Below are 22,942 nucleotides of genomic sequence, written 5' to 3' on the forward strand. Positions count from 1 at the left end.
TAGGATAAGAGATAAAAATGGCATGTGCAAGACTAACTTCTACATCGCCATGTTTTTGACCTGAAATAGCTGAATTTAAAATTTCACTCTACGGTGATTTTGAATCAGATACCATGTCTTTGCTTAGTAATTCGACATGCTGTGTCAGTTTTTTCTCATAATTTCATGCCTTGAATAGAATCGTTTGGCATGAAATCTGGCATTTATTCTATTATTCATGTCTTGTACATCTTTTTCGACATGACGCGAGCATCTTTTTTCTGTACACATGCTTTCTTTTTATAAAACAATCATTGATGTTTAGATGAAAAGGATGATTTGGGCATATAGCGCTTGAAAAACTTCCGGCCACCTCTACTGTTCCCATCATCCTCACCGTCGGCTCGCAGGCCAGGGCGTTTTCCTCAGGTTCAGTCAATGGTGGCGGACGTAACCAAAGTACTTACGCATATACAAAGAGAGAGGATTCTGATGCATGCTAATTGCAAACATCAGAATCCTCTCTCTAATCTACAACGAAAAACTAATACGGGCTGTGAAAAATCACCCTTTCTTTATGGAGATGTTCATACATGATATAAAAGTCTTTTGGCATAAGTATTTCTATAAGCACTGGGTGTAAGCCCGGTGCTTTTTTTAAACGCTCTTGAGAAATTGTGCATATCTGAGAAACCAAGTTCAGAGGCAACCTGGGTTACAGTTTTATCAGAGTCTGTCAGATAATAGCAGGCGGTGTCAATTTTCTGTGACATTATAAACTGCTTGAGTGATATTCCGCGTACTTCACTAAAGAGATGGGAAAGATATTTGGGACTATATCCAAAAGCATTTGCAATGTCAGTTATCTTCAGGTTTTCAGAAATGTTACGTCTTATATAATCTGCAATGTCTGAATATATCTGATTATTCCCTATAGGATCATTATCGTTTTGTTTTTCTACTTCAAGCTGTCCGTAAAGCTCTGTCAGTATAGCTGTAACGACTGCGTTTAAGGTTATGTCAGGATAATTGTTTCGCTCAAGATCCTGAAGCTGCTTCATGTGGACAATTATTTTTTCGAGACTTGGGACATGGCCGTTCTGTGGCATAATGAAACAATTTGCACGTTTAATTGATCCAATTGAATCAGGACTTAGTCTGGAAGGAAAGGCTCCCAGATCTGCGGTAAAATGGAGCCAGTAAAATGAACAGTAAGCCTTTTTGAAACCAATACGGTTGGATGCACTTGGCGGGAGGATAAGATATTCTCCCGTAGAGACGGTAAAATCTTCGTCCATATATCTAAGGAACAGAGTTCCTTCTGTAACAACTATCAGTTCGTAATCAAATAAGAGCCCCATGCTTTCGTGTTTCCAATCATTAGAAAGAGCTTTGAATTTGCCGCTTCTAAGGTAATGAAAGAGCTGTTCTTTTGGGAAAATCATTAGACGATTGTCATGTTTTTTACTTTTTTTAGGCATAATAATCTCCAAAAATGACACTTAATGTGGAAAAATGACACAAAACGGGACAAAAAATACACATTTATTATCATATTATACCTCTCACTTGTTTGATTGCAATTTTAAATATTGCGATGGTTATCGCATTTATTGCCTAAATAAATATATTTAAAAAGCACAAATCATTACAATACAAAGTGACACATAATCTATCATTGTTCTATTTTATTGAACGAGTGAAAATGCTAGCATGAATCTATTGAAATATGCCCATGATTGTAAAATCGCGATGCAGGTGTATTGAAAGGATGAAGAGGAGAAGAAAATAATAAACGCATGTGGAAATTGACAAAACTAAAAGATGTAAAGGTTACAGACAAGTACTTTGATGAGGCACTTCATATTGACGTAAAGAATATGCTTTTGCTCGATCCGGACAGACTTCTTGCAGGATTCCGTGAGACTGCCTGCATTCTTGCGGGGGATGATGAAGAAACTACAAGTGCTTTCATGAAAAGAAAGCAGCGCTATGGCGGTGAGTGGGAAGATAAGCTTATAGGCGGACATACAATGGGGCATTATCTGACAGCTCTTGCGCAGGCAGCTGCATCCCCTGCAGTTACCGGAAAAGAGCTTGAAGATGTAAAAGAGCGTCTTGATTATATGCTTGTTTCATTAAAAGAATGTCAGGAAAAGATAAAGGGAACAGAAAATGAAGGATTTATCTTTGGTGCAGGCTTCCCAACAAAGGAGTTCAGAGACAATCCACTGCTTCAGTTTGAAAATGTAGAAAAAGGTCTGAGTCATCCATTTTTGGAGGCATGGGTGCCGTGGTACACAATGCATAAGATCCTGACCGGATTAAATGCTTCTTTTAAGCACTACGGAAGTGAAACAGCCCTTGAAATTGCTAATGCTCTTGGCATCTGGATTGCCAAAAGAACTGAAGGCTGGACGGAAGAGAAGCATAAAAAAGTGCTCAGTATAGAATATGGCGGAATGAACGACTGCCTGTATGAGCTTTATGAGATAAATAAAAGCTTAAAAGATCAGGGAAGTTCTCTATATAGCAAGGAATATGAACGTTTTGCAGATGCTGCCCACGCTTTTGATGAGACAGAGCTTTTTGAAAGAATCTTATCCGGCAAGGCAGATTTACTTAACAATGTCCACGCCAATACTACAATTCCTAAATTTATTGGTGCTTTGGCAAGATATGAGGCATTTAATTCAGAGAAAAAATATCTGGATTATGCTGAAAGCTTCTGGGAACTTGTTGTTAATAAACATACCTATGTTACAGGCGGAAACAGTGAGAATGAGCACTTTGGTCAGGACAATGTACTTGACTCAGAGAGGACCAATGTTAACAACGAGACCTGCAATACTTACAACATGCTCAAGCTTTCAAGACGGCTTTTTGCAGTAACAGGTAAAAAGAAATATCTGGACTACTCTGCAAGAACGCTTATTAATGCCATCATGGCTTCGCAGAACCATGAGACGGGATTTACAACTTATTTCCAGCCCATGGCTACAGGCTACCACAAGGTATTTAACACTCTTGACGGAAACTTCTGGTGCTGCACAGGAACGGGCTATGAGAACTTTACCAAGCTTCAGAGCGGCATATTCTATAAGGACCATGAGAAGCTATTGATTTCACTTTATGTAGCTTCAGAATATGTTTCGGATGATTATGTTGTCACTTTGGACTGTGACTTTACAAAGTCTGACAAAGTTAATATCAGGATCAAACCTGCGGATGGCAAGGCGGTAGCAGATGATCTCTGGCTCAGAATTCCGACCTGGAGTAAGGCTGGTCCAAGCGTAAGGCTTAATGGTAAGGCAAAAGAGCTTAAGCAGAATGAAGGCTTTTTGATCCTTCCAAAAGAGGATATTGCAAGTGGAGCAGATCTGGAAGTTTGCATACCATTTGGCATTACCTGTGAGAACCTTCCTGACGGAAAGAATACCTATGCTTTCCTGTACGGCCCATATGTGCTTTCAGCAAGACTTGGGGTAAAAAAGATTATGACAAAGCCTCATGGGATAGCAGTTGTTGCTTCTGCAGGAAGAAGCGTAGACAGCGATGAAATCAATATTGTTTCTGAAAAATCTGTTGAAGATTTTGTTGGAAATATAGATAAATATCTTATAAAAAGAGATGGAGAAGCAGAATTTGACCTTATCGGAACATCAAAGCCGCTTGTATTCACAACTCACTTTGATCAGTACACAGAGAGCTATGGTATCTACTGGAAATTAAAGGTCTGAAATATTTGGAGGAGTTATGCAGTTCTTTTCAGAGGAAAACGGAAAACTTATATTTAGAGGAAATGGCGAGATGCTTGTAATTGAGCCCTGGGGCAGGAACAGTCTCAGGGTAAGGAGCGTCTTTTTGGGTGATGTTACAGATCAGTCAGCAGCTCTTTTGCCTCCTGATGAAAAAGCGCATGAAGTTACTGTGATCACGCATGATAATAAAGATTCAGAAGATCCAAAGGATTCATACAGAAGTGCCAGCATTACAAATGGAAAAATCGCAGCATCATGCTATGTTCAGCCATGGGGAGATACTCTGCAGATCGTTTACTCAGAGGTACCCTCAGGCAAGGTTTTGTTAAAAGAAATATCAAATAACGGAGCGCTTTGTACAAAGGCTAGAAGCTTTAAGAGAATCAGCGGTGATGTGTTTAAGCTGAGGGCAAAATTCGAGTCTGATCCTGATGAAAAGCTCTATGGAATGGGCCAGTATCAGCAGGAAAGGATGAATCTAAAGGGATGCAATCTTGAGCTTGCCCACAGGAATTCACAGGCGAGTGTGCCCTTTGTTCTTTCTGATAAGGGGTATGGATTTTTGTGGCACAATCCTGCAATTGGAGAGGTTCACTTTGGAGTTGATGTGACAGAATGGGTGGCTGAGGAGACAAAGCAGCTTGATTACTGGATCACAGCAGGTGATACACCACAAGTTATCATTGAGAATTACACTTCAGTTGTCGGAAGAGCGCCAATGATGCCTGAGTATGGCCTTGGTTACTGGCAGTGCAAGCTTCGCTACTTCAATCAGGAGCAGGTACTGGAAATTGCCAGAGAGTATTACAGGAGAAAAGTTCCTGTAGATGTACTTGTTATTGATTATTATCACTGGCTAAGATGTGGCGATTGGAAGTTTGACCCTGAGTATTTCCCAAATCCAAAAGAAATGGTGGATGAACTTACCAAAATGGGAATAAAGTGCATGGTTTCTATCTGGCCTCAGGTCGACATCAGAAGTGAAAATTATGAAGAAATGAAGCATAATGGACTACTTGTAAAGAGCAGGAGCGGTGTGGATGTGCAGATGGTTTTCCATGGGGATAATCTCTTTATGGATGCCACTAATCCAAGAACCAGAAAATATGTATGGGAAAAGATAAAAAAGAACTATGCTGATCTGGGAATAAAGACATTCTGGCTTGATGAGGCTGAACCCGAATTTACGGGCTATGACTATGAAAACTATCAGTATTACAGCGGGTCAGTACTTGAAACAGGAAATATTTATCCAAGGGAATACGCAAGGCTTTTCTATGAAGGACAGAAGGAAAACGGACAGAACGACATAGTTAATCTTATTAGATGCGCCTGGGTAGGAAGCCAGAAGTACGGAGCACTGGTCTGGTCGGGAGATATCATGTCCTCCTGGGAAGATTTCAGAAAGCAGATAGTTGCCGGACTTCAGATGGGAATAGCAGGTATTCCATGGTGGACTACTGATATTGGAGGCTTCCATGGCGGTGATACTACAAGTGAGAATTTCACTGAGCTTTTGCTCAGATGGTTTGAGTTTGGGTGCTTTTGCCCTGTGATGAGAATGCACGGTAGCAGGCAGCCCCACAGTAAGATAATAAATAAAGCCGGTGAGGAGAGAGAAGTAACAGGAGCACCTAACGAAATCTGGAGCTATGGAGATGAAGCTTACAGGATCATGAAAGGCTATATTGGCATAAGAGAGCAGCTTCGTGACTATACGAGGAATGCCATGAAACAGGCTTCAGAATCAGGAACTCCTGTGATCAGACCTCTTTTCCTTGAGTTTAGTGAGGATAAAAAGAGCTGGGATGTAACTGATGAATACATGTTTGGCGGTAATCTTTTAGTTGCGCCCATCTGTCACGAAGGTGAGAAGAAGAGAAAAGTTTATCTTCCATCCGGCTGTGACTGGGTACATGCATTTACCGGAATTAAGTATCAAGGTGGATGTGATATAGAAACTGAGGCACCAATTGATGTCATTCCGGTGTTTTACAGAACCGACAAACCGGAAACGTTTCTGTTTAAAATTTAAGAGTAAAAAAGGCAGTGCCCTGAACCTGTGATGGTTTGGGGCATTTTAAACGTTTAAGTAATAGCAGTTTCCTAATAAAATTAGTGTTGCTTTATATGAAATAAGGCTGTAAAATATTTAGCGGACGCGTAATGTTTATTAATTAACAAATCCAATGATTTTCATTTAGGAAGTGATCATATGGTATTTTTGAAGGTCATAGGCCTGGTATTACTTATTTTACTTGCATTGTACCTGCTTATGATAATGCCTAGGATAATAAATAAACCTTCAAGGGAGCCTTTCACAGGTGTTCTGTATGCGCACAGAGGGCTGTTCGATAATGAGTCGGATGCTCCTGAAAATTCCATGGCTGCTTTTAAAAAGGCTGTTGATGGAGGATATGGAATAGAGTGTGATGTTCAGCTCAGTAAGGATGGAGTACCGGTTATTTTTCATGATTTTACTCTTGAGAGGGTTACCGGTCAGAAGGGCAAGGTTATCGATTATACATACGATGAGCTCTTGAAGTTCAACCTTATGAACTCACAGGAAAAGATTCCAAGATTTGAAGACTTCCTTAAAATGGTTGATGGAAAGGTTCCTCTTATAGTTGAACTTAAGATAGAGAGATTTGACCTTTCTGTCTGCAGCAAGGCTGATGAGCTTCTTTCAAAATATAAAGGCGCTTATTGCATCGAGTCCTTCAATCCATTTGGTGTTCACTGGTATAAAAAGAACAGACCTGAGATCATGAGAGGCCAGCTTTCAGATGATTTTCATAAAGATAAACCGGAAGAGTTTAGCGGATTGATATATTTCCTGCTTACATACTTATTCTTCAATTTTTTGACAAGGCCTGATTTTATTGCATTTAATCACAAATATGCAGATAATATTTCCAGAAGGCTCTGCAGGTACTTATATGGAACTGTTGCAGCAGCCTGGACTATTAAGTCAGAGGAACAGCTTGAAAAGGCAAAAAAGGGCTTTGATATTTTTATTTTTGATAGTTTCGTTCCGAAAAGCGGAGCTAAATTATAAATTTTTATAGTTTTGAAAGGGTAAAGGTAAAAACATGGCGAACAAGTGGGTTTATATGTTCAGCGAAGGTAACATGACAATGCGTAACCTTCTCGGTGGTAAGGGTGCTAACCTTGCCGAAATGACAAGTATCGGACTCCCAGTACCACAGGGCTTCACAATCACAACAGAGGCCTGCACACAGTATTATGAAGATGGACGTAAGATTAACGACGAGATCATGGCTCAGGCTATGGAAGGCGTTAAGAAGATGGAAGAGATCAACGGAAAGAAATTCGGCGATCTTCAGAATCCTCTTCTTGTTTCTGTACGTTCAGGTGCTCGTGCATCAATGCCAGGTATGATGGATACAATCCTCAACCTTGGTCTTAACGACGACGTAGTTGCAGCAATGATCAAAGGAAATCCAGATCCTGCATTCGAGCGTTTCGTATACGATTCATATCGTCGTTTCATTCAGATGTTCTCTGACGTTGTTATGGAAGTTGGTAAAAAATACTTCGAACAGCTCATCGATGAGATGAAAGAGAAAAAAGGCGTTAAGTTTGACGTAGATCTTACAGCAGCAGATCTTAAGGAACTCGCAGAGCAGTTCAAGGCTGAGTACAAGAAGCAGCTCGGCAAAGACTTCCCTTCAGATCCTGTAGAGCAGCTTAAGCTTGCTATCGAGGCTGTATTCCGTTCATGGGATAACCCTCGTGCTAACGTATATCGTCGTGATAACGATATCCCATATTCATGGGGAACAGCTGTTAACGTAATGCCTATGGTATTCGGTAACCTTAACAATGAATCTGGTACAGGTGTTGCATTCACACGTGACCCTGCAACAGGTGAGAATAAACTTATGGGTGAGTTCCTTATCAATGCTCAGGGTGAGGACGTAGTTGCCGGTGTTCGTACACCTATGCCAATCGCTCAGATGGAAAAAGAATTCCCAGAAGCATATGCTGAGTTCATCAAGGTTTGTGAGACTCTTGAGAATCACTACCATGATATGCAGGATATGGAGTTCACAGTTGAGAACAAGAAGCTTTACATGCTTCAGTGCCGTAACGGTAAGAGAACAGCTCCTGCTGCTCTTAAGATTGCTTGCGACCTCGTTGATGAGGGACACAAGACTCCAGAAGAAGCTGTAGCTATGATCGATCCTAGAAACCTTGATACACTTCTTCATCCTCAGTTCGATGCTGCTGCTCTTAAGGCTGCAACACCACTTGGAAAAGGTCTTGGTGCATCACCTGGAGCTGCTTGTGGTAAGGTTGTATTCACAGCTGATGACGCTGTAGAATGGGCTGCAAGAGGCGAGAAGGTTGTTCTTGTTCGTCTTGAGACATCTCCAGAAGATATCACAGGTATGAAGGCTGCTCAGGGTATCCTTACAGTTCGTGGTGGTATGACATCACACGCTGCCGTAGTTGCTCGTGGTATGGGTGAGTGCTGCGTATCAGGTTGTGGCGACATCAACATGGACGAAGAAAACAAGAAGTTCACACTTGCTGGAAAAGAGTTCCACGAGGGAGACTTCATTTCAATTGATGGTACAACAGGTAACATCTATGATGGTCAGATCGCAACAGTTGATGCTAAGATCGCTGGTGAGTTCGGACGTATCATGGCTTGGGCTGATGAGTTCAGAAGACTCAAAGTTCGTACAAACGCTGATACACCTGCTGATGCTAAGAAGGCTAGAGAGCTTGGTGCAGAAGGTATCGGTCTTTGCCGTACAGAGCACATGTTCTTCGAGGAAGACAGAATTGCTGCATTCCGTGAGATGATCTGCTCAGATACAGTAGAAGAGAGAGAAGCTGCTCTTGAAAAGATCCTTCCTTATCAGCAGAACGACTTCAAGCAGCTCTATGAAGCTCTTGAGGGATGCCCAGTTACAATCAGATTCCTTGATCCACCTCTTCACGAGTTCGTTCCTACAACAGAAGATGAGATCAAGAAGCTTGCTGATGCAAAGCATAAGAGCGTAGAAGAAATCAAAGCTATCATCAATTCTCTTCACGAGTTCAACCCTATGATGGGTCACAGAGGATGCCGTCTTGCAGTTACATATCCTGAAATTGCTAAGATGCAGACAAAGGCTGTTATCAGAGCTGCCCTTGAAGTTCAGAAGGCACATGCTGATTGGAATGTAAAGCCTGAAATCATGATTCCTCTTGTATGTGAAGTTAAAGAGCTTAAGTATGTTAAGCAGGTAGTAGTTGAGACAGCTGACGCTGAGATCGCTGCTGCAGGTGCTAAGCTTGAGTATGAAGTTGGTACAATGATCGAGATCCCAAGAGCTGCTCTTACAGCTGATGAGATCGCTAAGGAAGCTGATTTCTTCTGCTTCGGTACTAACGACCTTACACAGATGACATTCGGATTCTCTCGTGATGATGCTGGTAAGTTCTTAAATGCTTACTATGACACAAAGATCTTCGAGAACGATCCATTTGCTAAGCTTGACCAGACAGGTGTTGGTAAGCTTATGGAAATGTCACTTAAGCTTGGTAAGCCAGTTAATCCTTCACTTCATGTTGGTATCTGTGGAGAGCACGGTGGAGATCCTTCATCAGTTGAGTTCTGCCACAAGATTGGCCTTGACTATGTATCATGCTCACCATTCCGTGTTCCTGTAGCTAGACTTGCTGCTGCACAGGCTGCTATCGCTGAAAAGGCTGCAAAGGCTAACTGCGATTGCAAGAAGTCAGTTGTAGATGATGAGACAAAGGAAAAGCTTAAGGAAGCTGCTGAGAAGGCTCAGGTTCTTGCAAAAGACCTTGCTGATGCATCTGCAGAAGTTGCAAAGGCTGGACTTGCTGGACTTAAGGCTGGTATCGAAGAAGCTAAGAGAGCTTATAACGAGAACAAGAAGAACTAATCTTCTAAGGATAACAATGATTTTTAGTAAAATCAAAAATGTGGGCGCAGTATTATTCTGCGCCCTTATTTTTTCAGGGTGCCAATTTAATAATGAGACCATGAAAACTTCCACTCTTTTTGCAATGGATACAGTAATGGAATTGGAAGTTGCAGGGGATGAGAAGCTTCTAACGGAGGCTGAGGAAAAGATAAGAGATTTAGAGAGCAGGTTGTCAGTGACTGCTGATGAAAGCGAGATAAGTCTGCTTAACAAGAATAAACAGGCTCTTCTTTCAAACGACACTTGGAACATTCTGTCAGGCGCTCTTTCTATTTGTGATGAAACGGATGGTGCGCTAGATGTATCTGTTTATCCGGTTTTGAAGGAGTGGGGATTTACTACAGGAGAGTACAAGGTTCCTTCTGAGGATAGAATTTCTGAACTTTTGGATGAAGTTGATTACAAAAAGATAAAACTCGAAAACTCAGGGGAAGATTCAGAACAAGGAAAAAGATCTGTCCAGATCCCTCCCAACATGGAAATTGATCTTGGAAGTGTAGTAAAAGGCTATACAAGTACGATGCTCTATGATTTTTTTACCCAGAACGGAGTAAAGAGCGGACTTATAAACCTTGGTGGCAATGTGCAGTGCATTGGAACTAAGCCAAATGGTGAAATGTGGAATGTTGCCATAAAAAGTCCATTCCAAGACAGCAAGTCAGGGATACTTGGAGTTTTGAGAGCAAGTGATGAAGCCATTATAACATCAGGTGGCTATGAGAGATATTTTGAAGAGAACGGGAAGTTGTACCATCACATAATAGATCCTTCTACAGGTGCTCCTGCGGATTCAGGACTTGTATCTGTGACTATAGTTGGCAAAGATGGGCTTAAATGCGATGGATATTCAACAGCCCTTTATATAAAAGGCCTTGATAGTGCTATTTCTTTTTGGAAAGAAAGAGATGATTTTGAGGCAGTATTTGTTACATCAGATGGAAATGTATATGTGACAGAGGGGATATCGGACAGGTTTATATTATCATCTGAGTATTCCCAAAACCATATAAAAATAATAAGTAAATAATTTATAAAGAGCCTGGCGAAAAGCCAGGCTCTTTGTGCTTTCCGGGATTTATACTTTTTTAATATATGGTGATATTGTTATTGATTTTACTTGATGTTATATTGGAAATGTAGCTGCCGATATACCGATAATTTCTCGGGGAAGGGTCGTTATGGATAAGAAACGTGGTTCTTTGATGTTTGTCATAGTATTTGCAATACTTTGTGCTGTTATCGTTTCAGCTGTTGCTATTGAGATTTTCTCAGTAACGAGCACTATCACCACTGATAAGACTACTACAGAGGTCTACAGAAGCAGACTTTTGGAAGATATTAAGACTGAGCTTAAGAATGAGACTCAGGAAGCAATGAGTGTCTGCCAGATAATGTATAACAGATACCAGGCAGGCGAAATGACTCTTGAAGAAGCAAAAAAGGAGTCTGCTGATATCATCAGAGAACTAAAATATAATGATGGTTCGGGATATTTCTGGGTTGACACTTCTCAGGGTGTTAACGTAGTTCTTCTTGGAAGAGATACAGAAGGTCAGTCAAGATGGGATTCTGTTGATCCTAATGGAACTTATTTTATTCAGGAGATGATCAAAAACGGTATGCAGGATGGTGGCGGATATACAGAGCTTATGTTCGCAAAGCCAAATGAGACTGAGCCTCTTCCAAAAATCAATTATACAGCTTACTTCGAACCCTTTGACTGGGTAATGGGTACCGGTGTATGGGTTGATCACATCGATACAATTCTTGCAGAGTACACTTCTCATTCACATGCCGCCCTTATGAGCAATATTACAAGATCTGTTATTATGCTCCTCGTCCTTATAGTGATCGGAACAGCTATAGCTATTTACATGGGCAAGAGAATCACAAAACCTATTATCCTTGTCACTGACCAGATGGTTAAAATGTCTAACAGCGACTTTAGTGACAGTGAAGAGATGGATCAGGTTCGTGCTCTTAAGAGAGAAAATAATGAGATTGGACAGATTTCAGAAGCTCTTGATCTTATGCACAACAATATCAGAGAGCTTATGCTGAAGATCTTTGATACGACAAGCTATGTTGCATCTGCTTCAGAAGAACTTTCAGCCAGTGCATCACAGTCTGCTGATGCAAGTGAGATGGTTGCTAATTCCTGTACAAACGTTGCTAATTCCTGTGCAGGTCAGATTACAGCTGTTACCGGAGCAAGTCAGGAAACAAAGGCATTTGTTGACAATATGCAGGAATTCAAGGACGCTATTGATCAGACAACTAAGATGATCGATTCTACAAATGATGCAGCCAAGAAGGGGGCTGCAGATATGACAAACGCTACTAATATGATGGCTACTATCAAGTCATCTGTTGAAAATACAGCTACTGTTGTTGATGCCCTTGGAGAACAGCTCAAGAATATCGATACATTCGTTGATACGATTGCTGAGATCGCCAGCCAGACAAATCTTTTGTCTCTTAATGCCAGCATTGAGGCTGCAAGAGCAGGAGAAATGGGTAAAGGATTCGCAGTTGTTGCAAGTGAGATCAGTAAACTTGCTGATCAGTCCAATGAAGCTGCATCCAATATCACAGAGCTTATATCAGAGATCATGCACAATTCCAATGAGGCTGTAGAAGCCATGAGATCCGGTGCAGAAAGTGTTGCAGAGGGTACAGAAACAGTCAATGAGGCAGGTAATACATTTAACAATATCGTTGACATGGTTTATACAATTTCTGAACAGTCAGCCCGCATGAGCGAGATTGTTTCTCAGCTTTCAGATGGAACTGAGACTATTGCTGAAAATATCCAGAAGATCGAGGATATGAGTACAAGCGTTGCCGATGAAACACAGAATGTATCAGCAGCTTCACAGCAGCAGACAGCAACAACTCATGAGGTCGCAGAAGCTTCTGATAAACTTGCTGAAAATGCTCAGGAACTTCAGAATTTCGTGGCAAAATTCGAACTTTAAATCTTTTAATTGTCAGGATTAACAAACTGGGCAGAATACATAAAAAGTACTCTGCCCGTTTTTTTATAAAAACTGCAACACTTTTTACGATATATTGTATATAATGGTTTTATAGACGTATAACAATCATGAAGTACAAATATGAGGAATGCATATGAGCGTACTCAAAATTGATGCACAGGTTCAAAAACTGGATGAAGTGCTTGGCTTTGTTGATGAACAGTTAGAACAGGCCGGAGCGTCCATGAAGGTTCAAATGCAGATTGATGTTGCTGTTGAGGAAATATTTGTCAACATTGCAAGCTATGCATATGAGGGAAAAGATGGTCAGGCAGAAATAAGTTTTGACTTTAGAGCAGAGGATTCCACTGCTGTTATTACCTTCATTGATCAGGGGGCACCCTTTGATCCGCTTGCAAAAGAAGATCCCGATACGGGGCTTTCTGCTGAAGAACGTCAGATTGGCGGGCTTGGTATTTTTATTGTGAAAAAAAGTATGGATAAAGTCCTTTATAAGTATGAAGATGGCTGCAATATACTTACATTAGAAAAAGTCATAAAATGATTTTTTCGAAGACGTGGGGTGTATATGGCTTCACCAGATGTTGATCTACTTGATGAATTAAGTGAATATTCTGGGTTGGACTCTTTTAACCAAAATGCTTTGGAAAAAGAGCTTAAGCTGTGTGGTGAATTGGGAGCTGATGTTGAAAAACTGAAAGCTCTTAAATTTAATGCGCTCCAATTAGCTGAAATAAGAAAAGGTATTACCGATAAAATAGATTATAAAAAGTATATGGATCCCAAATATTCCTGGACAGAGATGGAGGAACTCCGTCTTGAAATGAGTCAAGGTATTGATATGAGTAAATATCGGAATGAGGGATTCGACTTTTTGCAGATGTCTCAGATCAGGCAAGGTCTTGCCGCAGGAATTGATGTTTCCCAATATGCAAAAAAAGAATATCTTGCAGTTCAGATGAGAGAGCTAAGACATGGGCTTTTAGCAAAGCCTCCGGTTCCTATTATCTTTTTCCAGGATCCGGCATTTGACTGCATGCAGATGCGTGAAATAAGAAAAGGCCTTGAAGCAGGAATTGATATTTCCGGTTATGCATCTGTTGATATTCCTTATATGAAAATGCGTGCTGTAAGAGAAAGCGCAGAGGATGGGCTCTTTTTTGACTCCAAGCAGATCGACAGATACAATGCATCTGTGTTAGACCAGATGCATAAGGCATTTCTTGAGGGAATAGATATATCAAGGTATATAAAGGACCGTTTTGACGCGGAACAGCTTGAGGAAATAAGGATCAGTCTGAAAAAAGGCCTTCCTATAGATGATTATATTACCCGGGACATGCGTGGAGATGCCATAAAAGAGATCAGGATCGGACTTGAAAATGGCGTAGATGTGGCAAGATATGCAGATGTATCCTACGGCTGGATGCAAATGTTTGAAATGCGCATTGGACTTGAACATCAGATTGATATAGCTCCTTATTCCAAACCTTTGTACCACGCGGATCAGATGCGTGAGATAAGACTGGGAATTGAAGAAGGACTTGATATCAGTAAGTTCTCGACCATGATGTACACTGCCAAAGATATGCGTAGGATCAGGGAGCAGATGCTTTCCGGCGTATATAAGGCAGTTGAAGATGAAGACGGTACAGAAAAAACTGTCTTTGACAGGACTGCCGGGTCTAAGGACAGCAAAGTACTACTTGATTCTATGATGGCCAACAGGGACCTTTATCTTTCTTTTGCTTCAGACAATCTTTTGTGTTATTTAAAACTCCCTCTTAGAAGTGATGGCCTTGAGTACACAGAGGATGTGGTTCTTGCCTTTCTTTTTAAATGTAATGTTAGGAAAGGAGTAGATAAGCCGGGAATCGCCAATATGATTTCCAACTTGAACCACTCAGAAAGATATCTTGTGGCTGCTGGTAAAGAAGCTGTAGATGGTCATGATGGCTATTATGAGTATTTCTTTGATACAAATAAAGGGAAGGAACCGGAAATATTAGCTGATGGCACAGCTGATCTTACAAACTTTGATTCCCTTGTGCAGGTGCATGTAGGGGATAAGATAGCTCTTTATCATAAAGCAACCAAAGGCGTGAATGGATTTAACGTATTGGGAGAAGTAAAGCAGGCAAAGAATGGAAAAGAGATTCCAATTCTTAAAGGTGAAGGCTTTATGATCTTAAATGACAGGGTCACATATGTTGCTAAATGGACCGGTGCCCTTACTATGCACGATGGCAATATCAAAATAGAGAAAATCCTTGTTATGCCTGAGGTAAAGATAACTGATAAAAAGATAAATTATGATGGGGTTGTTTATATCAAAGGCGATGTCCATTCGGGAAGTGAGATCATAGCTTCAAGTGATGTTATCATAGGTGGGCATATGGAGAGCTCCGAGATAACAAGTGGCGGAGATGTTGTAATAAAAGGTGGAGCTACATGTCCGATCCGTGGAGGAATAAATGCCAAGGGTAATGTTTCTGCAAAATTCTTTGAAGGAGTAACAGTCGTTGGAAAAGATATTTCTGCAAACTTTTTTATCAACTGTAAGCTCACTGCAAAAGGTTTTATCAGAACATACGGAAGAGCAGGAACCTTGTATGGAGGAACCTGCCACAGCATTTATGGAATCGAAGTTGCATCCATAGGAAATAAGACTGGAGCAAAAACCATAGTAAACCTCGGCGTTGATTCAGCTCTTTTGACAGAATACAGTGCGATAAAAAAGACTATAAGCAGAGAGGAAGAAGATTACAGAACTCTTGCAAAAGAGAGAGACAGACTTCAGGAAATCGGTGCTGTAGACAGGCAGGTAATGCAATGGAAGGTTAAGATAAATGCAGCTGTCGGCATGAAAGAGAGTAAGCTTAAAGAACTCAGAAAGAAGCAGTTCTATTATGAAGAGGAGATAAAAAAGGGCGGAAATGCGCAGGCGGTAATAACTGAGGTGGCATACGCCGGAACAGTATTTGTCATAGATGGTCTGGTTTTAAGACTCGATAGCGATAGGAAAACCTATGACAAAATGATCTTTAGGTCAGATGCAAAAAAAGAGAATATCCTGGTTATGTAAAAAAGAAAAGAGCCGATAAACAAATCGGTTCTTTTTTTTGACCAAATATTAAGCAAAAATAAACGGAGTCTTAAACTATCATAAATAACAAAAATAACGTCAAATATGATAATTTTTATGATGTATAATGACGATAATAAAAGTACAAGAAGGAGATAACAATGGAAGAACGTAGAAAAATAAACAGAGTTGAGTTCAAAGCAAACAGTGTAATTGTTGATAAAGAATCACTTGAGAAATATTTCGGCGAAGTTAAGAACGTAAGTCCTCTTGGAATGGCTATTACAGTTGACGAGAAAACTCCTTCAATACTTGGAAATGATGTGATAGTCGTAGCAGAAACACTTATAATGTACGCCGACGTAGTACGAGAAGACAAAGAAGCAAACGGAAAAAAGGCAATTGCTCTTAAGGCAAGAAAATTCACCCCGGATGTTCTTCAATACCTGTTCGAGCATATTGCCGAAGGTATTGAAGAGTAAATTATTTTTGAAAGAGGAAGGTGCAGCTATTATGAAGAAGAATAATCTTACAAATCAAAAACTTATTTCAGCAATGCTTGTTGGAATATCGGCGATGATGAGTATTTCATCTCCAATAACTGCATATGCGCAGGATGATGAGAATAATATTCCGGATATCACTCCTGAAACAGCAGAAACTTCTGAAAATGAAAATACTGAAAGTTCATCAGAGGAAAGCGTAACTGCAGAGGCACAGGAACTTGCGGCTGAAACAACAGAAGCTATCGAGGAAGCATCAGAGACATTAGAAACTATTGAAAATGTTGAAGAGGCCAGCATCGAAAGTCTTGACACTGCAGCTGAGAAGATTGATGAAGTTGAAGCAGCTCTTGTAGAAGCAGATCAGGCCGACGTAGCAGCGGATGAAGCAGCTGTCGAGATGGTTGAAAATGTTGATGAAGCTGTCAAAGTAGCTGAAAGTGCACAGGAATCTGCACAGGAAGCCAAAGAGCAGGTTGAAGATCTTGTAGAAGACATAACAACAGCTGAGTCTGTTGAAGATGCCCAGAAGAGCTATGATGAACTTGTGAAGGTTATAGAGGATACATCTTTTGACATAAATGCCAAGAAGGAATACTTCAATGAGCTGAATGACAAATATGAAGATGCAAAAGAAAGACTTATACAGGCAGAGGCAGACTACGAGGCAGCTTTAAATGATGCTTCTGACGATGCAACAGATGCAAGGGAAGAACTTGAAAAGGCACAGGCAGAGGTTGATACTCTTGGAACTATAGTAGAAGAGACAAAAGAAAAAATGGAGGCTCAGGTTGAGCCTGCAAAAGAAATCAAGGATAGCGCAGATAAAGTAGTAGTAGACTGGGGCCCACAGCGTAACTTCATGTACACAATAATCCGTGAATATTATATTCCTCAGCTTGTAGACAGTGGTGCAACTGACATAAAGGTTGAGAAGTACGTAAAAGGTTATGACACACAGGATTACAACTACAACATCATAACTTACAAGGATAGTAACGGCCAGAAACAGACCCTTTACTTCAACTACGACAGAGCAGATAAGTACATTAAAGAAAATAACCGTTATGACAACAATGCTCTTGGAAAATCAACAGATATCGTGATCTTCGAAAAAACTCAGGAAGAGATCGATGCTAACGACTATCTTAAAAAGTACTTCGCTGCCCACCCTACTAACGAAAATATCCGTAATATGGCAAACAGTGGAAAGCTTGATGTATTTGCTTATGTTGAAGATGGTAAAACACAGTTCATGGTAAGAAAAGAACTTGAAGATGCACTTGAAAATGGCAGTATCACCATCGATCAGGAAGGCAAGCTTTACATGGGAGATGCTGAGGTTCACGAAGTTGTTCAGAACCAGAACAGCAAGGTTCATGGCGGAACAAATGTAGTTGATACAAGCGATCAGGCATTCATCGATTTCTACACAAAGGCTCAGGAAAGAGTTGATACATATTCAAATTACGAGGTAGCTGTAGAGAATGCTGGAAATGCAGTAGATGAAGCAGTAGAAAAAGCTGAGCAGCTTGAGGATGCGATCGATACCCTTAAGGACAACCGCACAAACAGGATCGTAAAGGCAACAGAGGTTCTGGGAGTTGATGATATCGCAGCATATCTTAACATTGAGGCTACTCCTGAGGAAGCAAATCTTCTTAATAACATGACTCTGAATCAGGCTATCAGATATCTTGACAGAAAGCTTTCAGAGGCAAAAGATAAAGTGGCAGAAGCACAGGCTGATCTTAATATTATCTTAGATCAGAAGGAAGCAGGAAAAGCTGAATATGAAGCAGTTGTAGCTAAGTACACAGCCGCTCAAGAAGAGGAAAAAGAGCCTGAAGTAAAGTCGGAAGAAAAGGCTGAAGAAACTGAGGTTAACGAAGCAGAAGAAAACTTAGTTGATAATAAGACAGAAGAAAATGGTACTGAAGGAGAAATCATAAAAGATCTTGAGAATGAAGAAGTACCGCTTGCACCTGTTCCTGCAGCTGCAGAAGAAAATGAAGAAACTGCTGAGAATACAGCTGCTGCAGAAAATCAGAACGAAGAAGTAGCTGAGTATACACTTCCTGCAGGATCAACAATCCAGTTTATCTATGTAGCTGATACAAACGATCAGAACACAGATAGCACAGATGATTATCAGGCTCCTGCATATGTAGCTCCTGAAGCATTCACAGTTGATAATTCTATGATCAACATTGAAGATCAGATAACACCTCTTGCAGCTGAAATGGCAGTTACAAATGAAGCTACTGATAACACAGCAGTTGAAGCAGCTATGGAAGATACAAATGATGATACATACACTCAGATTGAGGATGAAGAAGCTCCTACAGCAGCAGAGATGGTGGCAAATGATGTTGTAAAGAATAATGAGCAGGCATTTGTATCTATCGAAGATGAGGACACAGCATTAGCAGATACATTCACAGAGACAAAAGAAGAAAAGGCATCTTGGTGGTGGCTCATTCTCATAGCAATACTTGGAACAGCTGGGGAAGAAATGTACAGAAGACACAAAGAAAAGGAAACAGAGAACATCAAGTAAAACGAGAGAGTAAAATATAAAAGATAAGCTAAAAAAAGAGGTTAGTGTAAGCGGATTACACTAATCTCTTTTTTACTGACATGCTATAATATTATTACTAAAAAGCGTTCATAAAGGAGGCTGCCATGCCCATAATAGCTGCATATATGGTTCCGCATCCGCCACTTATCATTCCTGATGTTGGAAGAGGTGGTGAAAAGCAGATCGAGGAGACAAAAATAGCATATGAGAGAGTTGCTGAGGAAATAGCTGAGCTTGAGCCTGATACCATTATAATTTCAAGTCCTCATGCAACTATGTACGCGGATTATTTTCACATTTCCCCGGGAAATGCTGTTACCGGCTCTTTTTCAAGATTTGGAGCAGATAAAGTGAAATTTATCGAGGAGTATGATGCTGCGCTTGTTTCTGAAATAGAAAAACGAGCTAAAAAAATCTCTTTTCCTGCGGGAACTCTTGGGGAAGTGGATAGAGACCTTGATCATGGAACAATGGTTCCTCTTTTCTTTATCAGGAAAAAATATAAAGGCGGAAAGATAGTAAGAGTGGGGCTTTCAGGCCTTCCTTTAACGGATCATTACAAAATGGGACAGATAATCAAGGATGCTGTGGATGCTACCGGGAAAAGAGTTGTCTATGTCGCCAGTGGGGATCTGTCTCATAAGCTTCAGGATTACGGACCTTATGGATATGCAGCAGAAGGCCCTGTTTATGATCAAAAAGTCATGGATGTGTGTCAGAGAGGGGCTTTTGGAGAACTATTGGAGTTTGATGAGGATTTTTGTGACAAGGCAGCTGAGTGTGGTCACAGATCTTTTGTCATAATGGCTGGGGCGCTTGATGGCATAAAGGTCAGGGCAAACAGGCTCTCTCATCAGGATATTACCGGCGTTGGTTATGGGATATGTACCTTTATGCCCGGAGATGAGGATGAGAGCAGAAAATTTCTGGATATCTTTTACCGGGAAAAAGAAAGAGAGATAAAAGAAAAAAGACAAAATTCAGATGCCTATGTACAGCTGGCCTATAAGTCAGTATACAGCTATATTCTTGAGAAAAAGGTACTGTCTGTTCCAGGTGATATTCCTGAAGAAATGCTTGGGATAAGAGCGGGAGCTTTTGTTTCCATTCATGAGCACGGAAGGCTTAGAGGATGCATAGGAACAATTGGGCCTACATGCGAAAATGTTGCTGAGGAGATCATACAAAATGCCATAAGTGCGTCCACTAAAGACCCAAGGTTTAACGCTATAACTGCAAATGAACTTGAGTTTTTGGAGATAAATGTTGATGTTTTGGGGAAACCTGAGAACATTTATTCTATGGATGAGCTGGATGTAAAAAGATATGGCGTCATAGTCTCAAGTGGAAGAAAGAGAGGACTTCTTTTACCTGACCTTGATGGGGTGGATTCTGTAGAGCAACAGGTTGCTATTGCCATGCAAAAGGGCGGGATAACTGAGGATGATGAGATACATCTGCAGAGGTTTGAAGTTGTAAGGCACTACTAAAGAAAACCCTAAGTTCACTTGAATCAAAATGATTTGAATTAAGAGGAAAAAGATGCCTGCTTGTAATGTATGTTATAGAAAGTGCATGATCAGCGAAGGAAAGAACGGTTTCTGCGGCGTTCGCAGCTGCAGGAATGGTGAGATCGTGCCATTAAACTATGGCAGGATCACAAGCATAGCTCTTGACCCAATTGAGAAAAAGCCTTTAAACAGATTTATGCCGGGGACTATGGTATTGTCTGTTGGCAGCTATGGCTGCAATTTAAGATGCCCCTTTTGCCAGAACTATGAGATATCCTGGGTTGATGGAGTCTATGAGTTTGAAAAAGAGGCTGAATATGTATCTCCTGAGAGACTTGCCGCTCTTGCTGTCAAATATAAGGCAAATGGCAATATTGGAGTTGCATTCACCTATAATGAACCGCTGATAGGTTACGAGTTTGTAAGAGATACAGCCAGGTTAGTTCATGATAAGGGAATGAAAAATGTTCTTGTATCTAACGGAATGGCCTCTTTGGATGTTTTAGAAGAGATCATCCCCTATATTGATGCCATGAATATAGATTTAAAGGGTTTTTCTGATTCTTTTTACAGCGATGTTCTTTTAGGAGATCGGCGGATGGTCATGGATTTTATTGCAGAAGCAGTAAAACACTGCCATGTTGAGATCACAACTCTTATTATCCCGGGGGAGAATGATTCTGATGAGGAAATATTAGAAATTTCCAAATGGATTGCTTCCCTTAAGGATAAGAGTGGGAATGTTATCGGCAAAAATATACCGCTTCACATTTCAAGATTTTTTCCAAGATTTAAAATGACAGACAGGCCACCTACAGATGTTGACAGAATCTATCATCTTGCAGATATTGCAAGGAAAAAACTGGATTTTGTCTATACCGGAAATTGCTGATCCCCTCTGCAAAAAAGTTGCAGAAGGGATTATTTTTTTTGAAACAAATAATAAAAATGAGGTAAAAATACAAAAATTAATCGAATTATGATAGGTGATATGATAGGTCATCTTGTAGAATGTCCACTTGTGTATATGAATTATATTTTTGTGAGGTATTGAAATGAAAAAGAACACATTGGACAAACAGCTTATCAAGGCACTTGCAATCGGAATCAGCGCAAGCATGGCTATGCAGCCTGTTACAGCTTTCGCTGCAGATGATGGAGTTGTAGATCCTGTAACAGGAAGCAGCGCTAATGAAGAAAATGAGTCAAAGAATGCGCAGGAAATTGAAAAAGACTTATCTGACGAAATCGATGCTGCCAAGAAAGCAGTTGATGATGTAAAAGATGCGCTCGAGAATGCTGAAGAAAATGATTCTGCAGTTATTGGATATACAGGGGATGAGGAAATAAAAGAGCAGCTTATTGGTGATGAGGACAATCAGGCTATATCTGAGGCTCACAAAGACCTTAAAGAAAAGATAGATGAAATAGACAGTGTAGATGAACCTGCACTTAATAATGATGCTAAAAAAATAGAGTCTGGTAAAAAAGATATTAATGAGAATGAAGAAGCTGTTAATAATGCTGCAGGTGAATTGAACGCTATTGCTAATGAAGCAGCAGAAAAGACAAATGAGATAAATAAAGAAGTAAAGAAAATCAATGATAACGTTGATGGCGTAAAAAATCTTGAAGAGGCTGAGGAGGCAAACAAGATAGTTGCAGAAGCTGAGAAAAAAGTTGCCCAGGCAGAAGAGAACCTTGCTGCAGCTTCAAAGGCATTTGCCGATAAGGAAGATGAGTACAACTCTGCTGTTGAAGAAGTTGAAAAAGCCCAGAAGGCATATGATGAGCTTGTAGATAAGACAAGTGAAGACGCTAAAAAAGCTGAAGAAAATCTTAAAGAGGTAATTAGTATTGCTGAGAAGCTTAAAGCAGAGGCTCAGGATGCTTATAAAATCGTTTCAGATAGAAAAGCTGAAGTTGAAAAAGCTGCCCTGGAGAATGCAAAAGATGAGGCTGATAGTGCAGCTGAAGAGTTTAAATTAGCTGGTAATGCTGTAGAAGCAGCAGAAAAAGAATTAGAGACAGCGCAGGGTAATGTAAAAACAGCAGAAAAAGAATTCGAGACAGCAAAGAGTGCTGCAGAAACAGCAGAAAAAGAGTTTGGAACAGCGCAGGGTAATGTAAAAACAGCAGAAAAAGAATTCGAGGCAGCGAAGAGTGCTGCAGAAACGGCAGAAAAAGAATTCGAGACAGCGAAGAGTGCTGCAGAAACAGCAGAAAAAGAATTCGAGACAGCGAAGAGTGCTGCAGAAGCAGCAGAAAAAGAGTTGGGAACAGCGCAGAAAAATGTTGAAGCAGCTGAAAAAGCATACGACGCTGTAAAAAATGATCCTGCAAGAACAGAGAAAGAGAAAAAGGAAGCTGAAACAGCATGGGAAGCAGCAAAGAAGACTGCAAGCGAAAAGCTTACGGCCATGGAAACAGCAGCAAAAGAGTTGACAGCAAAAACAACTGCAAAAGATAATGCAGATAAGAAATTGACAGCAAAGACAACTGCAAAAGAGAATGCAGATAAGGAGTTAGAAGCAAAGACAACTGCAAAAGA

Annotated in this window: 14 protein-coding genes; 13 read left to right on the top strand and 1 reads right to left on the bottom strand. The window is 40.5% G+C overall.

The window, feature by feature from the left end:
* Positions 1-566 precede the first annotated feature (566 nt).
* Positions 567-1,460 (bottom strand): helix-turn-helix domain-containing protein, encoded by an 894-nt coding sequence (locus G585_RS0115280; protein WP_022776163.1) that lies wholly within the window; start codon positions 1,458-1,460, stop codon positions 567-569.
* Positions 1,461-1,778: 318 nt separating this feature from the next.
* On the opposite strand from G585_RS0115280, the gene G585_RS18415 reads away from it, so the two are divergent.
* The 13 genes from G585_RS18415 to G585_RS0115345 all read left to right on the top strand — a co-directional run.
* Positions 1,779-3,719 carry a beta-L-arabinofuranosidase domain-containing protein gene (locus tag G585_RS18415; protein WP_022776164.1) on the top strand — a complete coding sequence of 647 codons (1,941 nt, stop codon included), beginning with the start codon at positions 1,779-1,781 and terminating at the stop codon, positions 3,717-3,719.
* Positions 3,720-3,735: 16 nt separating this feature from the next.
* The gene (locus G585_RS0115290) at positions 3,736-5,775 is read left to right on the top strand and encodes a glycoside hydrolase family 31 protein (protein WP_022776165.1); all 2,040 of its coding nucleotides are present in this window, start codon (positions 3,736-3,738) and stop codon (positions 5,773-5,775) included.
* A 180-nt stretch (positions 5,776-5,955) separates the two neighbouring features.
* Positions 5,956-6,798 carry a glycerophosphodiester phosphodiesterase family protein gene (locus tag G585_RS0115295; protein ID WP_022776167.1) on the top strand — a complete coding sequence of 281 codons (843 nt, stop codon included), beginning with the start codon at positions 5,956-5,958 and terminating at the stop codon, positions 6,796-6,798.
* 34 nt (positions 6,799-6,832) lie between these two features.
* Positions 6,833-9,670, top strand: a complete 2,838-nt coding sequence (gene ppdK, locus G585_RS18420) for a pyruvate, phosphate dikinase (RefSeq protein ID WP_022776168.1) — start codon at positions 6,833-6,835, stop codon at positions 9,668-9,670.
* Positions 9,671-9,686: 16 nt separating this feature from the next.
* Positions 9,687-10,739: an FAD:protein FMN transferase gene (locus tag G585_RS18425; RefSeq protein WP_051143009.1), complete on the top strand. Its 1,053-nt coding sequence runs from the start codon at positions 9,687-9,689 to the stop codon at positions 10,737-10,739.
* 151 nt (positions 10,740-10,890) lie between these two features.
* The gene (locus G585_RS0115310) at positions 10,891-12,690 is read left to right on the top strand and encodes a methyl-accepting chemotaxis protein (RefSeq protein WP_022776171.1); all 1,800 of its coding nucleotides are present in this window, start codon (positions 10,891-10,893) and stop codon (positions 12,688-12,690) included.
* 154 nt (positions 12,691-12,844) lie between these two features.
* Entirely contained in the window at positions 12,845-13,255 is a 411-nt protein-coding gene (locus tag G585_RS0115315; protein WP_022776172.1) for an ATP-binding protein, read from the top strand.
* Between the two features lie 24 nt (positions 13,256-13,279).
* Complete coding sequence (locus tag G585_RS0115320) at positions 13,280-15,796, top strand: DUF342 domain-containing protein (RefSeq protein WP_022776173.1); 2,517 nt, start codon at positions 13,280-13,282, stop codon at positions 15,794-15,796.
* A gap of 161 nt (positions 15,797-15,957) precedes the next feature.
* On the top strand, positions 15,958-16,278 hold the full coding sequence (locus tag G585_RS0115325) for a PilZ domain-containing protein (protein WP_022776175.1): 321 nt from the start codon (positions 15,958-15,960) through the stop codon (positions 16,276-16,278).
* Between the two features lie 31 nt (positions 16,279-16,309).
* Positions 16,310-18,859, top strand: a complete 2,550-nt coding sequence (locus G585_RS0115330; RefSeq protein ID WP_155827855.1) for a hypothetical protein — start codon at positions 16,310-16,312, stop codon at positions 18,857-18,859.
* 125 nt (positions 18,860-18,984) lie between these two features.
* The gene (gene amrA / locus G585_RS0115335) at positions 18,985-20,370 is read left to right on the top strand and encodes an AmmeMemoRadiSam system protein A (RefSeq protein ID WP_022776177.1); all 1,386 of its coding nucleotides are present in this window, start codon (positions 18,985-18,987) and stop codon (positions 20,368-20,370) included.
* A 52-nt stretch (positions 20,371-20,422) separates the two neighbouring features.
* Complete coding sequence (amrS, locus tag G585_RS0115340) at positions 20,423-21,283, top strand: AmmeMemoRadiSam system radical SAM enzyme (RefSeq protein ID WP_022776179.1); 861 nt, start codon at positions 20,423-20,425, stop codon at positions 21,281-21,283.
* Between the two features lie 163 nt (positions 21,284-21,446).
* Positions 21,447-22,942, top strand: a 1,496-nt coding sequence (locus G585_RS0115345) for a hypothetical protein (protein WP_022776180.1), incomplete at its 3' end; no start/stop codon positions are given.

Origin of the sequence: Butyrivibrio sp. AE2015 (assembly GCF_000420825.1) — a bacterium.
Classification (GTDB): domain Bacteria; phylum Bacillota; class Clostridia; order Lachnospirales; family Lachnospiraceae; genus Butyrivibrio.

Excerpts from the sequence above, each read along its gene's own strand:
- G585_RS0115280 (WP_022776163.1), bottom strand. The coding sequence starts at position 1,460 with ATGCCTAAAAAAAGTAAAAAACATGACAATCGTCTAATGATTTTCCCA.
- G585_RS18415 (WP_022776164.1), top strand. The coding sequence starts at position 1,779 with ATGTGGAAATTGACAAAACTAAAAGATGTAAAGGTTACAGACAAGTAC.
- G585_RS0115290 (WP_022776165.1), top strand. The coding sequence starts at position 3,736 with ATGCAGTTCTTTTCAGAGGAAAACGGAAAACTTATATTTAGAGGAAAT.
- G585_RS0115295 (WP_022776167.1), top strand. The coding sequence starts at position 5,956 with ATGGTATTTTTGAAGGTCATAGGCCTGGTATTACTTATTTTACTTGCA.
- ppdK (WP_022776168.1), top strand. The coding sequence starts at position 6,833 with ATGGCGAACAAGTGGGTTTATATGTTCAGCGAAGGTAACATGACAATG.
- G585_RS18425 (WP_051143009.1), top strand. The coding sequence starts at position 9,687 with ATGATTTTTAGTAAAATCAAAAATGTGGGCGCAGTATTATTCTGCGCC.
- G585_RS0115310 (WP_022776171.1), top strand. The coding sequence starts at position 10,891 with ATGGATAAGAAACGTGGTTCTTTGATGTTTGTCATAGTATTTGCAATA.
- G585_RS0115315 (WP_022776172.1), top strand. The coding sequence starts at position 12,845 with ATGAGCGTACTCAAAATTGATGCACAGGTTCAAAAACTGGATGAAGTG.
- G585_RS0115320 (WP_022776173.1), top strand. The coding sequence starts at position 13,280 with ATGGCTTCACCAGATGTTGATCTACTTGATGAATTAAGTGAATATTCT.
- G585_RS0115325 (WP_022776175.1), top strand. The coding sequence starts at position 15,958 with ATGGAAGAACGTAGAAAAATAAACAGAGTTGAGTTCAAAGCAAACAGT.
- G585_RS0115330 (WP_155827855.1), top strand. The coding sequence starts at position 16,310 with ATGAAGAAGAATAATCTTACAAATCAAAAACTTATTTCAGCAATGCTT.
- amrA (WP_022776177.1), top strand. The coding sequence starts at position 18,985 with ATGCCCATAATAGCTGCATATATGGTTCCGCATCCGCCACTTATCATT.
- amrS (WP_022776179.1), top strand. The coding sequence starts at position 20,423 with ATGCCTGCTTGTAATGTATGTTATAGAAAGTGCATGATCAGCGAAGGA.